Source organism: Tenacibaculum crassostreae (genome assembly GCF_964512405.1).
Taxonomy (GTDB): Bacteria; Bacteroidota; Bacteroidia; order Flavobacteriales; family Flavobacteriaceae; genus Polaribacter; species Polaribacter crassostreae.
This window is the reverse complement of sequence record NZ_CAZELE010000003.1, coordinates 10914-27019: the sequence shown is the minus strand read 5'-3', so window position 1 is coordinate 27019 and position 16106 is coordinate 10914. Positions and strand designations below refer to the sequence as shown.

Genomic DNA, 16106 nt, shown 5'->3' with positions numbered 1-16106 from the left:
CAATTTACACAACTAATCTTTATAAATTATACTTTACAGTAAACATTGCTATTCTTGGTTGAATTACGTACGTTGAATTACTCACAAAAATATCATTACTACTGTTTTGGTTCAATCCTGTTGAGTTTAACAAGTTAGTAACTCCAACTTTGTATTCCCATTTACTATCTTTCTTTTGATATGTTAAATCCGCCCTTAAAAAACCATAACTATCAATCGTTCTTCCATCGTTCAACACTTTATTATAAGTATACTTAGATGTAAAGATGAATTCTTTTAAGAAAAAAGCATCAAAATTGATATATGGACTATGAGTTGTAAAAGTATTTTCTACACCACCTATATTTGAATTGTTAATCGACACGTTATAACCAACATCTACATTTGGAGCATTTTTAAAGTTCGTACTAAACTTAGATGTATACGAGTGTGAGAAAGTTTTTGCTAATCGATTTCTTACTTCATTGGTTTGTCTGTCAGTTAACAAACTATTTGATTTTGCATACGTAACATTTCCGCCAACTCTAACCTTAAACTTTCTAAAGCTCTTTTGAAAATTAGCTCTTGCTGAAATAGTCTCATCTGGAAAAGCAGAGTTTATCGAAGTTCTAACTTGGTTTACATCAATAAACGCAGTGTTACTCTTAATTTCATCAATACGTTTGCTATAATTTATCGATCCAAAAACATTGGTATAGTTAAACATATTAAAACTAAAATAGTTCAAGTTTATATTGTGATATAAAGAATTTTCGAGTTCTCTATTTCCTGAATACACGCTGTTGTAATTGTTAAAAACGAATCCTTCTGCTAACTGATTTACATCCGTAAAACTGGTTTGCATAGCATAACTTAAACGCAATGTTTCAGATTTTTTCAAACTTATTTTTACTGAAGCATCTGGTAATAGTTTTGTGAAATCATTTTTATAAACTGAACCTAACTGCGTGTTCTTTGACACATAGTTATGCAATGTAAATCCTTGATTGAAGGTGAAAATTCCTGTGATAAATTTATAGTGTAAGCCTAAGTATAAATCGTTAAAAGAAAAATCAACGTCATTAATTGTTGATGAAGCAACTATATTGTTTTTATTACCCTCTAAAATTTCAAAAATGTTAGAGTTAAACTGCTGATTACTTAAAGTGCTTCCTAAAGTAACATTTAAATTACTCTTAGGGTTTATCACATAATAATAGTCTAATTTCGCATCAAACTTGTTGGTTTTAATTCTTTTGTTTTGACTTACATCAAACAAATTACTATCTCCTGCGTTTGGATTTACATTCGTCAATGACAACAAATTATAAAACGATAACTTTTCTAACTCTGCATTGTAAAACGGATCTTCATCTTGCCATAAATGTTGCGCTTCTAAAGCGAAAATATTCTTATCATTTAACGTATAATAATAATTTAAGTTTTGATTGATAGAAAACGGGCTCTGCTCTGAAACTTGATTAATCGGCACTACTTCATCATCTGCATTTAAATAGGTTCTTGTTGATAAAGTTGACTGTAATTGTTGTTGTTTAGAGACTTTTGCAAAAATGTCATAATCTAACTGATTGTTAACATTCGCCTTGTAACTTGAACTTAACTTAAACAATCCTAAATCACTTTTTTGATTAGTTATATCTTGAGTTTCTTCTGTATCAATAAATTTTCTTGAAGATGGGTCATTAGCATCGTACTGAGGTAAATTATCTTTATCTACACCAGCGTTTGAGTACACTCTGTTTGTTGCTTCTTCCATATCGGTTTTATTCCCTGAATAGATTGCAAACCCGCTGATATCCCAATTCTTTTTTGGAGAATAACTAAAGTTTAGGGCTCCAAATTTCGATTCTATTTCTTTAGCTCGGTTATTTCTTAAAGTTAAGAAAGCTATATCGTTTGATCCAACATTAAAATTGGTTCCATTGCCGTCTCCAAACTGTCTAAAACCTCCTGTAAATTTAAAATAGTCGCGCATCGTAAAAGGAACCTCACCAATATTATTCACATCAGTAATAATGTTTAAACTATACTTCGGACTATAATAAAATAATTTTGGATGCGCCAAATAACGACTGTCGTTCATCCCCATTCCTAAGCCTGCAGAAACTTCACCAAACCAAAAATTCTTTTTCCCTTCTTTTAATTTGATATTGATAACAACATTATCTTCATTATCAGTCACACGACTCATTTGCCCTACTTCACTATGGTTTTTCAGCACTTGAACTTTATCAATTGCATTGGCAGGAATATTTTTGGTAGCAATTTTAGAATCACCATCAAAAAAATCTTTTCCTTCAACCATAACTTTTTTAACTGTTTTTCCTTCAACTTCAATTTCACCATCGTCATTTACCTCAACACCAGGTAATTTATTAAGTACATCTCCCAGCTTTTTTTCTGTACCGCTTTTAAAACTATCGGCATCATATACAATTGTATCTCCTTTAACGGTTACTGGCATTTTATAGGTAATATTTACCTCGTCTAAACTATCGTCTCCTTCTAACGAAATGTCTTTTGTTAAGTTGTTTTCTTGAGTTTCTACAACCAATTCAGTAGTTTTTAAACCAATGTAACTTGCCTGAATTTTATACGTTGAATTTTGAGTAAGATTTAATTTATAATTCCCTTTTGAATCTGTAAAACCGTACGAATCTAACTTTTTTGTAGTTTGATTTATGGCAATGACATTTGCCATTTCTAACGGATTTCCTATGCTGTCTTTAACAACTCCTTTTAGTGTAATTTGAGCATTAATTGCTAATGTAGCCATGAGAATGGCTAGAAAAAGTAGTTTTTTCATTGTGTGATTTTACTTAGTTTGGTGCGCAGATATTTTAATGAAAGCCTCTTCCGCCTCTATCATTTCCTCCTCTTCTACTTCTAAATCGCTCTCTCATTTCTTCCATTTTCTCTTTTACAACCTTATTGTATTCTTCTCTTGTAATTTCTTTTCCTTTAGTAGGCTCATCTATCGCTACTTTTTCAGAAGGATTCATAGTAATTTCAGAACATAATATAGTAGTTCTACCTTCGTTAACTTCTAAAATTAGCCCTGGTAATCCCCAATATTTTCCTGGACCGTTGCTTACCGGAATTTGTGGAGTGTACCACGCAGTAACTACAATTTCTTTAGGAAGTTCTAGCTCTTCTGAAACTTTTTTAACTTTAGAGGAATCTTTTTTCTCTTCAGAATCTCTATTCCTTCTGCGCATATTTCTCCAATCTAAAGCATTTGTTTTCTTAACTAAAGTAGCTTTAAAACAAGTATAATTACCAATCTGTTTTGTTTCGCTACCAAGTTCCCATTTTGGTTTCTCAGCGTTTTCGGTAATCAAAAATTTCTTCCCAAAAAATTCGGTAGATTCTAACAATCTAGCATCTTTTACATTTTTGTACATGGTTCCGCCTCCTGCAAATCCTCCAAATCTAAAACCTCCTCTAGAACCTGGAGTTTCTAACTTTTCTTCTTCTTTATATAACGATTCTTCTTTAGTAAAACTTAGAACGTATGTTTTTTCTAACATGTTTTTCATACGTTCTAAAATTTGCTTTTTTCTTTCTTCTGATAATTGTCTTCCTCCAAAATTTGTATCAACAGTTGTTTTTGATTGATAAACTGCTTTTCCTTGAAAATTGGCTTGAGAAAAAACGGTAACTGTGATACTTAAAAGAAAACCTGTGATTAAACGCTTCATTGCTTTATTTTTTAAATTATAACTCTACATTGATAATGAGAGTTAGACTCTAAAAAAGTTAAAAGGTTTAATGCAACAAAAAATTACCCTCTAATTTCTATACTAAAAGAATTACCTTCGTTACTTTTTCGTTTGTTTCTAAAACGTTCCATCATTTCTTTTGAGTGATCGTCCATGATTTTATCAAACTCTTCTTGGGTAACTTTTTTTCCTTTTTTAGGTTCTTCAATTTCAACTTTTTCTGAAGGATTTAACACAATTTCTGAACAAACAATGGTAAGATTTCCGTCTTGAACTTCTAAAATTAATCCTGGTAACCCCCAAAATTGTTCAGGACCATTACTTATAGGTATCTGCGGTGTGTACCATGCTACAGTTTCAACAGTAACGGTTTCTTTTTTCTCTTCTTTTTCACCGTCTGTCATCGAAAAAGAAACTCTTTCTTCATCTCTTTTTCTTGTCGCTTTGTAACAAGTATAATTACCAATGTTCTTTGTTTCACCTGTTGTTTCCCAACCGTAATCTTCTAGTTTGTCTTTAATTAAAAAACGTTTTCCACTGATTTCTGTTTTGTTTACATAACGTTTGTCTGTAATGTTTTTATACACAATATCGGTTCCCCCACCACTTCCCATAATTTGAATTTGCATTCCACCAGTTTGTACTTGTGGTGATGACAATTCTTCGTTTTGCTTATAGGTAGATTCTGACTTGTTAAAATTTAATGTATATGTTTTTTGAAACTGCTTCATTAACTGAGCTTGAAGCTTTTTTTGCATATCGCTATTAGGAGCTCCCTTACCATCGTCTATTTTAAAATCCATTTTACGATGCGTTTTGTAAGTCGCTTTTCCTGTAAAGTTTTGCGCATATCCTCCTACACTGAAAACAAACGCTAATAGTATTATTACCTTGTTCATGTTAATTTGATTTATAATTCGACACTACAAATATGATTAGAGAATAATTCTTTTTGAGTTAATGAGTGTTAACGAGTGTTAACCGACGTTTTTTTTCGTTGTAACATTTTATCTTTGAAGTATGAATACGCAAAAATATCGTTGGGTTTTATATTTAATCAGCACTACTATTATGGCAACTATTGCCATTCAGTTGTATTGGAACTACAAGAACTACCAACAAAACAAGCAACGTGTTATTAATGAAATTCAACAAAGTTTAGATGATGCTGTAGAAATTTATTTTTCTGAGTTAACTAAGAAAAACTTTTTTACGATAGTTAAATCCGACTCTTTACCTCAGAAAAATGATATTAACATTTGGAACTCTATTTTTTCAAATGAAAAACGAAGTAACGACTCAATAGAGCATAAACAAGAAGTAAATATTACATCCTTAAGTTTTAATACTAATAGTGATCGTGATTTTAAAGAAATGGACTCTATTTTCTTTCAAAAAATTGTTGCAGACACTAAAAAACAGTTAAAATCAGACACATTAAAACCTGAGTTCAAAATAAAGCAGATAACTCAGTTTGGCAACGACAAAAAACACGGTGTACACTTTAACTCCCCAAATCACATTGAAGAAGTTCAAGTTTTTCATGGTAAAAAAGCTTCTGACAGTTTAAAACTTATAAAAAACCTAAATACTATAATTATTTCGATTCAAAATGATTCGTTAAAACTGAATCAACTAGACTCTATTTTAAAAACACAACTTGTCACTAAAAAAATTAAAACCGATTTTAACATAAATCATTTTAAAGGTGATTCTTTATTCAACTCTTCTAAAAACATTTATAGAGATATTGTTTTCCTAAAAAGTAAAGCAAACCCAACCTATTTAAAAGAAAATGAACAGGTTTTTATTGAATATACAAACCCCACTTATGAAATTCTAAAACGAAGCTTAACTGGGATTTTACTTTCATTGCTGTTATCAATTGCAGTTGTATCTAGTTTGTTTTATTTGTTAAAAATCATCAATCAACAAAAAGAGTTGGCAGAAATTAAAAATGATTTAATCAGTAATATTACACACGAATTTAAAACTCCTATAACAACTGTATCTACTGCATTAGAAGCCATAAACAATTTTAATGCTATTGATGATAAGGAAAAGACAAAGAAATACATTTCAATGTCATCTGTTCAAATTGAAAAGTTACACTTAATGGTTGAAAAACTATTAGAAACTGCAACACTAGACAGTGAAAAATTACTACTAAAAAAAGAAGCAATAAATTTAGTTGAACTTATTGAAAGTAACACTAAAAAACATCAATTTACCAATTCAGAAAAAATAATTCATTTTTCTACTAACAAAGCTCAAATAGCTGTAAATATTGATGCTTTTCATTTTGAAAACGCAATATCTAACCTGCTTGACAATGCTATAAAATATGGCGGAAATACAATTGAAGTACACGTTAATCAAGTTTTAAATCATATTGAAATTACCGTTGCAGATAACGGAAAAGGAATTGATAAAAATCAACAAGAAAAAATATTTGATAAATTCTATCGAATTCCTAAAGGAAATACACACGATGTTAAAGGATTTGGTATCGGTTTATATTACACTAAGAAGATTATTGAAAAACACGGAGGTTCTATCTCGTTAACCTCAAAACCCAATAACACTCTGTTTAAAATTGTTTTGAATCATGAATAATATAAAAGTTTTATTAGCCGAAGACGAACCAAGTTTAGGACAAATCGTAAAAGAAAGTTTAGAAACTAGAAACTTTGAAGTATATCATGCTCAAAATGGTGAAGAAGCTTATAAAGTTTATAAAGGCAATTCTCCAGATATATTGGTGCTTGATGTGATGATGCCTAAAAAAGACGGATTTACTTTAGCTAAAGAAATACGACAAGAAAACAAACACATTCCTATTATATTTTTAACTGCAAAATCGCAACCCAAAGATGTAGTTGAAGGTTTTGAACATGGCGGAAACGACTATTTAAAAAAACCGTTTTCTATGGAAGAATTAATCGTTCGTATTCATGCTTTGTTAGATAGAATTAGTTTGAAAAAAAACAATGAAAATATAAAAATTGGCAATTACATTTTTAATCACACCAAACAGCTATTACAATTAAACAACAATGAAGAATTGCTAACCCACCGAGAATCTGAATTGTTATTTTATTTATCTCAACAAAAAAACGAGGTTTTAGACAGAACTTTTATACTAAACAAATTGTGGGGCGATGACGATTTTTTTAATGCTAGAAGTATGGATGTGTTTATTTCTAAACTTAGAAAAAAACTAAAAAATGATGAAAATATTCAAATTATAAACGTTAGAGGTTACGGATATAAATTGATTTGTTAAACTTGCTTCTGAATTCCTTTTTTTGTGTAATTTTACCGTCCTTGATCTGGCAACGCCAGTGATATTAAAAACCATTATTACACAAATAATTATGCACGTAGCTATTGCCGGAAACATTGGAGCAGGAAAAACCACACTAACCAAATTATTAGCAAAACACTATAACTGGGAACCTCATTTCGAATCTGTAGATGAAAACCCATACTTAGATGATTTTTATGGTGAAATGGAGCGTTGGTCTTTCAATCTTCAAGTTTATTTCTTAAACAGTCGTTTCCGTCAAGTATTAGAATTGCGTCAATCAGGTAAAAAAATAATTCAAGACAGAACCATTTACGAAGACGCTCATATTTTCGCTCCTAACTTACACGCTATGGGCTTGATGACGAATAGAGATTTCAGTAATTATTCTTCGTTATTTGAATTGATGGAAAATTTAGTAACTCCACCAGACCTACTTATTTATTTACGTGCTGATATTTCTACTTTGGTTGGTCAAATTCACAAACGTGGTAGAGAATATGAAAACTCTATTAGTATTGATTATTTAAGCAGGTTGAACGAACGCTACGAAGCTTGGATAAGCACTTACAACAAAGGAAAATTATTAATTATTGATGTTGATAATTTAGATTTTGTTGATAATCAAGAAGACTTAGGCTATATTATCGACAGAATAGATTCTCAAATAAACGGATTATTTTAATCCTCTTTTAAATTCACTTAATAAAATAGCTGTAGCAGTTGCTACATTTAAACTCTCAGTTTGTTGTAAATCACCAAACCTTGGGATTGTTAATGCGTATTTTACTGTTTCAGCAATTTCAGGTGAAATACCATTAGCTTCATTACCCATTACTAAAATAGCTTTTTGTGGTAACGATGTAGAGTACACATTTTCACCATCCATATCTGCTGTAAAAACAGGCAGCTTACTATTTGATAAAAACTCTTGTAAATCTACATATGAAATATTTACTCTAGTTAAAGACCCCATAGTAGATTGCACCACTTTTTGATTATAACAATCAACCGTATTCTTAGAACAAATCAATTCCGTTACACCAAACCAATCACATAAACGAATGATGGTTCCTAAATTACCAGGGTCATTAACTCCGTCTAAAGCCACAATAAAACCATCTTGATTGATTTCTAGTTCTTCAGGAATTTTAAACAAGCCTAAAACCTTATTCGGACTTTTTAGCGTGCTTATTTTTTTCAATTCACTTTCAGAAATCAAAGTTACAGCATGTGTTAAGGGTAAGTCAAATTCTTCATCTGTAATAAATAATTGTTCAACTTCTAAAAATGATGCCAATAATTCATTTACAACTTTTATACCTTCAGCAACAAATAATTTATGCTTTTGTCGATACTTTTTTTGCTGCAAACTAGTTATAAGTTTTATGTTGCTTTTAGATAAACTCATTAAATTATTTTTAACACTCTAAAACCACTAAAAAATAGTATTTTTGATTCTTAATACGAGGCGTAAAGTTAATGAAAAAACTTTCTTTCTTCTTTTTATTAGTAGTCTTATTCAGTTCGTGTAGTACGATTAAATATGTTAAAGAAAACGAGTTATTGCTAGCGAAAAACACTGTTTATATTGATAGTGTAAAAAACTCTAGCGAAAACATTTCTGAATTGTTGATGCAACGTCCTAACGCTAAGGCTTTGGGGATGCCTTTATCTTTATATTTTTACAACTTAGGAAATCCTGATGCTCCAAAAACTCCGAGTGAATGGGGTAAGAAAAACCCAAAAACCTACAACTTTTTTGCTGATGTTTTTTCTGAAAAACAAAGTATTTCGGTCGCTAAAACCTTTATTGGTTTTAATAATTGGTTTTTAAATAGTGGTGAAGCTCCTGTAATTATTGATGATAAAAAGACTAAAAGAACTGTAGACAATCTTAAAGCATACTATATAACGGAGGGATATTTTAGAGCTGAAGTATTTTCTAAAAAAGACACTATTGGAAAGAAAAAAGGAGCCATAAGTTATTATGTTTCTAAAGGTAACCCCTCTTTTTTAGACACTATAAAAACCTTTATTACTTCACCAGTTTTAGATTCTTTATATCAATCGACAAAAGAAAAGAGCTTTATAAAATCTGAAGATCATTATAAGGATAACAACTTTATAAAAGAAGCAAATAGACTTGTAAAACTTTTTAGAAACAAAGGAATATACCACTTCAATGAAAACTACATTTCTTTTGCTATTGACACATTAAAAAACTACCAAACATCAAAAGTTGATATAAATATTTCAGATAGAGCTATTCCTTTTCAAATTCAAAAAATCAAAAAAGTAAACGTTTTTACAGACTACACTTATAACAAAAGAAATTCTGTTCATAAAGACACTACTAACTACGAAGGAATTAACTTTTACGCACATAACAAACTAAAATACAATCCAAAATATTTATCTCAGTCACTATTTATTAGACCAAACGATGTTTACACAGACTCGCTTAGAAACTTAACACGTCTTCATTTAAGGGGATTAAAAAATTTCAAAGCTACTTCTATACGATATAATGAACTAAGCGAAGACGAATTGGAAGCCAATATCTATTTAACTCCTATTGAAAAGTACACCTTAGGTTTTGAGTCGGAATTATCTCGTTCTAACATTCGTAATTTTGATGTTTCTTTAAAATTCTCATTAACCAACAGAAACACTTTTAAAGGAATGGAAATTTTTAAATTTTCAACTTTTGGTTCATACTTCACTTCAAACAATGGTCCTGGTTGGGAAGTTGGTTCTGATATTTCTTTAGAAGTACCACGCTTTATGGCTCCATTCGGGCTTCATAAATTGGTTCCAAAAAGAATGTTTCCGCGTACAAAGTTTTATTCTGGGATAGGATTTCAAAAAAACATTGGTTTAGACAAACAAAATATTTCGGTTGGTGTAGATTATAAATGGGATTTTGATAGCAAAAAGTCAATTCAGCTTGAGTTGTTAAACGCTCAATATATTAGAAACTTAAATGTTGATAATTATTTTTCAATTTACAACTCTGAATACCGAAAATTAAACCAAGTTGCAGAAGCTTTCGATCCTCCAAGAAATTTACCAAACAATACTGCTGAAAATTTCAACGGAATTGTAAGTTTTATGAGAGAAGTTTTGTCTGATAATTCTTTTGCAGCTTCAAATCCTAATGAATATCAAAGTGTACTTAATATTTTAAACAGATTTAACATTGTTACTTCAGATTTCTTAATTCCTGAAATCGCTTACAGTTACACATACAACAATCAAGAAAGTATTAAAGATCAAAGTTTTTCTTTTTTAAGATTTAGAATTGCAAATTCTGGAAATGTTATGGGACTTCTATCTAAAAAGAAAAACAGTTTAGGTCAAAGTACTGTATTTGAAATACCTGTTGCTCAATACTTCAAAACAGACATTGAATACAAAAAGTATTGGAAATTAGGCGATAATAATGTTCTTGCTCACAGAACTTTTTTAGGAGCTATATTCACTTATAACAATTCTGATATTCCTTTTTCACGAAGCTATTTTGCAGGAGGATCAAATGATATAAGAGCATGGAGAACTTACGATTTAGGTCCAGGCACAAGACAACCTGTACTTGAATACAATATTGGAAGTTTAAAGTTTTTAACTAGTTTTGAATATAGATTTGATGTTTTCGGATCTTTAAAATCTGCTCTTTTTGTAGATGCAGGAAATATTTGGGATATCACAAATTCAGAATTTGTAGATGACCCTGCTAAGTTTAATGGTTTTAAATCGTTACAGGATATCGCAGTTGGTGCTGGTTTTGGTTTACGATATGACTTTAAATTTTTAATTGCTCGATTAGATTTAGGCTTTAAAGCACACGAACCTTACCTATCAGATAACCGATGGTTTCAAAACTTCAATTTTGCTAACTCGGTCTTAAATATTGGAATTAATTACCCATTTTAACAAGCTACTTTCTGTTAAAAATGTGTAGATTTGTTCCGTAATTTATGTAACACACCACTAAAAAACTATAAAATGATTAAACCTGGAGTTGCCACCGGAAAGGAAGTTCAAGAGATTTTTAAACTAGCTAAGCAAAAAGGTTTTGCTTTACCGGCTGTTAACGTTGTTGGATCAAACACAGTTAACACTGTTTTAGAAGCTGCCAAAGAACTTAACTCACCTGTAATTATTCAGTTCTCAAATGGAGGAGCTCAATTCAATGCAGGAAAAGGATTATCAAACGAAAATGAAAAAGCTGCTATTGCTGGTGGAGTTGCAGGTGCAAAACATATTCATTTATTAGCTGAAGCTTATGGCGTTCCTGTAATTTTGCATACCGACCATGCTGCTAAAAAATTATTACCTTGGATTGATGGTTTATTAGATGCCAGCGAAAAACATTTTGCTGAAACAGGAAAACCTTTATACAGTTCTCACATGATCGACTTAAGTGAAGAACCACTTGAAGAAAACATTGAAATCTGTAAAGAATATTTAGCTCGTATGAGTAAAATGGGTATGACTTTAGAAATTGAATTAGGAATTACCGGAGGTGAAGAAGATGGAGTTGACAATTCTGATGTAGATGTTTCTAAATTATATACACAACCAGAAGAAGTAGCTTACGCTTATGAAGAGTTAATGAAAGTAAGCGACCAATTTACTATCGCTGCTGCTTTTGGTAATGTACACGGAGTTTACAAACCAGGAAATGTAAAACTAACTCCAAAAATCTTAAAAAATTCTCAAGAATACATTTCTGAAAAATACAATGTTCCTCACAATACAATTGATTTTGTTTTCCATGGAGGATCAGGTTCTACATTAGAAGAAATTCGTGAAGCAATTAGTTACGGAGTCATCAAAATGAATATCGACACCGATTTACAATATGCATTTACCGAAGGTGTTCGCGATTACATGAAAGAAAAATCTGCATATTTGCAATCTCAAATCGGTAACCCAGAAGGAGATGATGTTCCTAACAAAAAACATTACGACCCTCGTAAATGGTTACGCGAAGGAGAATTAACTTTTAAAGCTCGATTAAAGAAAGCTTTTGAAGATTTAAACAATGTAAATACACTATAATATTCTTTGAAAAAGAAAAACCAAACAACTAAAGATTAAAAGACTAAATTATGGCTTGGTTTAAACGTACAGACAAAGGGATTCAAACCCCTACAGAAGAAAAGAAAGACACACCAAAAGGCTTGTGGTATAAAACCCCAAGTGGAAAGATAATTGACACTGACGAACTAAAGAAAAACCTTTACGTAAGTCCTGAAGATGGGTACCACGTACGCATAGGAAGTAGAGAATATTTCGAAATATTTTTTGACGATAATAAGTTTAAAGAGTTAGACGCTAAATTAGCTGCTAAAGATCCTTTAAAGTTTGAAGACACTAAAAAGTATCCAGATCGTTTAAAAGAAGCTCAAAAGAAAACCAGTTTAAAAGATGCAGTTCGTACTGCCGTTGGTAAATCAAACGGAAAAGATTTAGTTATTGCTTCTATGGATTTTGCTTTTATCGGTGGATCAATGGGAAGTGTGGTTGGAGAAAAAATAGCACGCGCTATTGATTATTCAATTCAAAACAAAATTCCTTTTTTGATGATTTCAAAATCTGGAGGTGCACGTATGCAAGAAGCTTCTTTATCGTTAATGCAATTAGCAAAAACTTCAGCTAAACTAGCTCAATTAGCAGATTCTAAAGTACCATACATTTCTTTATGTACCGATCCTACTACAGGAGGAACTACCGCTTCTTTTGCGATGTTAGGAGACATCAATATCGCTGAACCAAATGCATTAATTGCCTTTGCAGGACCTCGTGTAGTTAAAGACACCACAGGTAAAGATCTACCAGAAGGCTTCCAACGTTCAGAATTTTTATTAGAGCACGGTTTCCTAGATGCAATTTACGAGCGAAAAAACTTAAAAAAACAGGTAAACTTGTATTTAGATTTAATACAAAACCAACCTGTAAGAGCATAACAAAAAAGCTAGCGTTTGCTAGCTTTTTTGCTTTGTATTATTTTAGATAATTTACAAGTTATCAATCAAAAAAATAATTGTACATTTGCAACTTCAATGTAAAAGCATTGAGTACATAATAATCATTTAAATAATATTGGCATGTATTTAACAAAAGAAGTTAAAGAACAAATCTTCGCAAAACACGGTAAAGGAGCAAATGATACTGGTACTGCTGAAGGACAAATCGCGTTATTCACGCACAGAATTAACCACTTAACTGAGCACTTAAAAAGAAATCGTAAAGATTTTAACACTGAGCGTTCATTAGTAAAAATGGTAGGTAAGCGTAGAAGCTTGTTAGATTATCTAAAGAAAAAAGAAATCAACAGATACCGTGCGATTATTAAAGAATTAGGAATTAGAAAATAATTCTACAAAAAAGAGGCTCTATAAACGTGCCTCTTTTTTATTTTTACATAAAATTCATTTCTGACTAACAAACAGAAATTTATATATAAAAAACTCAAAATTAGGTATTCTAATTTTGATTTTCCATTGGAACAGCAACAACACAACAACAAACAAAACGAATTAAAAATTTAGAAGAATTAATTTATGATTCCAAAAGTATTTAACCAAGTCATAGAACTTGGAGATGGAAGAACCATCACATTAGAAACAGGAAAATTAGCGAAACAAGCAGATGGTTCTGTTGTTGTAAGAATGGGAGATACAATGTTATTAGCAACAGTTGTATCAGCAAGAACTGCAAATCCTGGTATTGACTTTTTACCATTAACAGTAGATTATCGTGAAAAATTTGCTGCTGCTGGTCGTTATCCAGGTGGATTTATGAAGCGTGAAGCACGTCCTTCAAATGAAGAAATTTTAACCATGCGTTTGGTTGACCGTGTATTACGTCCATTATTCCCAAAAGATTATCACGCAGAAACTCAAGTGATGATCCAATTAATGTCTCACGATGAAAATGTAATGCCTGATGCCTTAGCAGGTTTAGCAGCATCAGCAGCAATTCAATTATCAGACATTCCTTTTGAGGCACCAATTTCTGAAGTACGTGTAGCTCGTATTAACGGTGAATTTATCATTAACCCAAGCGCAACTCAATTAGCAGAAGCGGATATGGATTTAATGGTTGGAGCTTCTAAAGATTTCGTTGCCATGGTTGAGGGTGAAATGGATGAAGTTTCTGAAGAAGAAATGGCAGATGCAATTAAAGTTGCTCACGATGCGATTAAAGTGCAATGTGATGCTCAAATCGCTTTAGCAGAAGCTTTCGGTAAAAAAGAAATACGTGAGTATGAAGCTGAAAACACAAATGAAGAATTAGCTCAAAGAATTCACGATGCTGCTTATCAAAAGTGTTATGATATTGCTAAAAAAGGAACTTCAAAACAAGAAAGAGGTTTAGCTTTTTCTGAAGTAAAAGATGAAGTTATCGCAATGTTCACCGAAGAAGAGTTAGAGGAATATGGAGATTTAGTTGGAAAATACTTCGGAAAAGCACATAAAGCTGCGGTTAGAGACTTAACGTTAAATGAAGGTTTACGTTTAGACGGACGTACAACTACCGATATTAGACCTATTTGGTGTGAAGTAGATTATTTACCAAGAACTCATGGTTCTTCAATCTTTACACGTGGTGAAACTCAAGCATTAGCTACAGTTACTTTAGGTACCTCTAGAGATGCTAACATGATAGATTCTCCTACTATACAAGGTGAAGAAAAATTCTATTTACACTATAACTTCCCTCCTTTTTCAACAGGTGAAGCTCGTCCTTTAAGAGGAACTTCTCGTCGTGAAATTGGACACGGAAACTTAGCTCAAAGAGCTTTAAAAGGAATGATTCCTGCAGATTGCCCTTACACAGTTCGTGTGGTTTCTGAAGTATTAGAATCTAACGGATCTTCTTCAATGGCTACAGTTTGTTCTGGTACTATGGCATTAATGGATGCTGGTGTTCAAATGAAAAAACCAGTTTCTGGTATTGCAATGGGATTAATTTCTGACGGTGATCGTTATGCAGTATTATCTGATATTTTAGGTGATGAAGATCACTTAGGAGATATGGATTTTAAAGTAACTGGTACTGCTGATGGTATCACTGCTTGTCAAATGGACATTAAGATTAAAGGATTATCATATGAAATCTTAGTAAAAGCCTTAAAACAAGCTCGTGATGGTCGTTTACACATCTTAGAGAAATTAACTGACACTATTGCTACTCCAAATGCAGATGTGAAGCCACATGCTCCTAAGATGGTTACTAGAATAATTCCTAATGATTTAATTGGTGCCTTTATTGGTCCTGGAGGAAAACACATTCAAGAATTACAAAAAGAAACAGAAACTACAATCGTTATTAACGAAGACCCTGTTACTGAAGAAGGAATTGTTGAAATTTTAGGAACAAACCAAGAAGGAATTGACAAAGTAATCGCTCGTATTGAGTCTATGATGTTTAAACCTGAAAAAGGTTCTGTTTACGAAGTAAAAGTAATAAAGTTATTAGATTTTGGTGCTGTTGTAGAATATACAGAAGCTCCTGGAAACGAAGTTTTATTACACGTTAGCGAATTAGCTTGGGAACGCACAAATAATGTTACCGATGTTGTAAATATTGGCGATGTTATTGATGTAAAATACTTTGGTGTAGATCCTAAAACTCGCAAAGAAAAAGTATCTCGTAAAGCTTTATTACCAAAACCTGAAGGTTATGTAGCTAGACCACCTAGAGACAACAATAAAGACAATAGAGGACGTGGAGACAATCGTAATCGTGATAATCGTCGCGACGATAGAAAACCAAGACAAGAAAATAAAGAATCTTAAAATTCTTTTATTTATAAATAAAAAGGCAACCAAATGGTTGCCTTTTTTTGTGATTAAAATCTTTTAAACATCATTCTTTTTCTTAAACGAAATTTCAATTTCAATCCAATAACTAATTTTTCAATAATAAAACAATCTAGTTAGTATTTACCCTACTAAAAAAAGAAAGGCTACTAAAATTAGTAGCCTTATCAACTTAGAGTTGTTGTTTTAGATCATTCCCCAATAATCATATAAAAATCTTACTCTATAAAGAAATCCAAA

At 31.5% G+C, this 16106-nt stretch carries 12 protein-coding genes; 8 read left to right on the top strand and 4 right to left on the bottom strand.

All coding sequences use genetic code 11. The features are described 5' to 3' along the window. Positions 1–19 precede the first annotated feature (19 nt). From ACKTST_RS02320 to ACKTST_RS02310, 3 genes are all read right to left on the bottom strand, one after another. Complete coding sequence (locus tag ACKTST_RS02320) at positions 20–2806, bottom strand: carboxypeptidase regulatory-like domain-containing protein (protein ID WP_408046188.1); 2787 nt, start codon at positions 2804–2806, stop codon at positions 20–22. 34 nt (positions 2807–2840) lie between these two features. Beyond that, on the bottom strand, positions 2841–3701 hold the full coding sequence (locus ACKTST_RS02315) for a GLPGLI family protein (RefSeq protein ID WP_408046187.1): 861 nt from the start codon (positions 3699–3701) through the stop codon (positions 2841–2843). A gap of 83 nt (positions 3702–3784) precedes the next feature. Beyond that, complete coding sequence (locus ACKTST_RS02310) at positions 3785–4621, bottom strand: GLPGLI family protein (RefSeq protein WP_408046186.1); 837 nt, start codon at positions 4619–4621, stop codon at positions 3785–3787. 121 nt (positions 4622–4742) lie between these two features. Here ACKTST_RS02310 and ACKTST_RS02305 point away from each other — a divergent pair, with 121 nt between their 5' ends. The 3 genes from ACKTST_RS02305 (at position 4743) to ACKTST_RS02295 (ending at position 7714) form a co-directional block, all read left to right on the top strand. Beyond that, entirely contained in the window at positions 4743–6338 is a 1596-nt protein-coding gene (locus ACKTST_RS02305) for a sensor histidine kinase (RefSeq protein WP_408046185.1), read from the top strand. Further along, positions 6331–7008 (top strand): response regulator transcription factor, encoded by a 678-nt coding sequence (locus tag ACKTST_RS02300; RefSeq protein ID WP_408046184.1) that lies wholly within the window; start codon positions 6331–6333, stop codon positions 7006–7008. Before ACKTST_RS02305 ends, ACKTST_RS02300 begins: the two co-directional genes overlap by 8 nt. A 91-nt stretch (positions 7009–7099) precedes the next feature. Then, positions 7100–7714: a deoxynucleoside kinase gene (locus tag ACKTST_RS02295; protein WP_408046183.1), complete on the top strand. Its 615-nt coding sequence runs from the start codon at positions 7100–7102 to the stop codon at positions 7712–7714. Here the strand turns inward: ACKTST_RS02295 and ACKTST_RS02290 are convergent. Continuing rightward, positions 7706–8440 carry a TrmH family RNA methyltransferase gene (locus ACKTST_RS02290; protein WP_408046182.1) on the bottom strand — a complete coding sequence of 245 codons (735 nt, stop codon included), beginning with the start codon at positions 8438–8440 and terminating at the stop codon, positions 7706–7708. The genes ACKTST_RS02295 and ACKTST_RS02290 overlap by 9 nt on opposite strands. 71 nt (positions 8441–8511) lie before the next feature. Between ACKTST_RS02290 and tamL the strand changes: the two genes are divergently transcribed. From tamL to ACKTST_RS02265, 5 genes are all read left to right on the top strand, one after another. After that, the gene (tamL, locus tag ACKTST_RS02285) at positions 8512–10965 is read left to right on the top strand and encodes a translocation and assembly module lipoprotein TamL (RefSeq protein ID WP_408046181.1); all 2454 of its coding nucleotides are present in this window, start codon (positions 8512–8514) and stop codon (positions 10963–10965) included. 72 nt (positions 10966–11037) lie between these two features. Continuing rightward, positions 11038–12096 (top strand): class II fructose-bisphosphate aldolase, encoded by a 1059-nt coding sequence (gene fbaA / locus ACKTST_RS02280; RefSeq protein ID WP_408046180.1) that lies wholly within the window; start codon positions 11038–11040, stop codon positions 12094–12096. A gap of 50 nt (positions 12097–12146) precedes the next feature. Next, positions 12147–13004 (top strand): acetyl-CoA carboxylase, carboxyltransferase subunit beta, encoded by an 858-nt coding sequence (gene accD / locus ACKTST_RS02275; protein ID WP_408046179.1) that lies wholly within the window; start codon positions 12147–12149, stop codon positions 13002–13004. A 141-nt stretch (positions 13005–13145) separates the two neighbouring features. After that, the gene (gene rpsO, locus ACKTST_RS02270; RefSeq protein ID WP_028892389.1) at positions 13146–13415 is read left to right on the top strand and encodes a 30S ribosomal protein S15; all 270 of its coding nucleotides are present in this window, start codon (positions 13146–13148) and stop codon (positions 13413–13415) included. A gap of 186 nt (positions 13416–13601) precedes the next feature. Then, complete coding sequence (locus ACKTST_RS02265; RefSeq protein ID WP_408046178.1) at positions 13602–15842, top strand: polyribonucleotide nucleotidyltransferase; 2241 nt, start codon at positions 13602–13604, stop codon at positions 15840–15842. Positions 15843–16106: the final 264 nt, after the last annotated feature.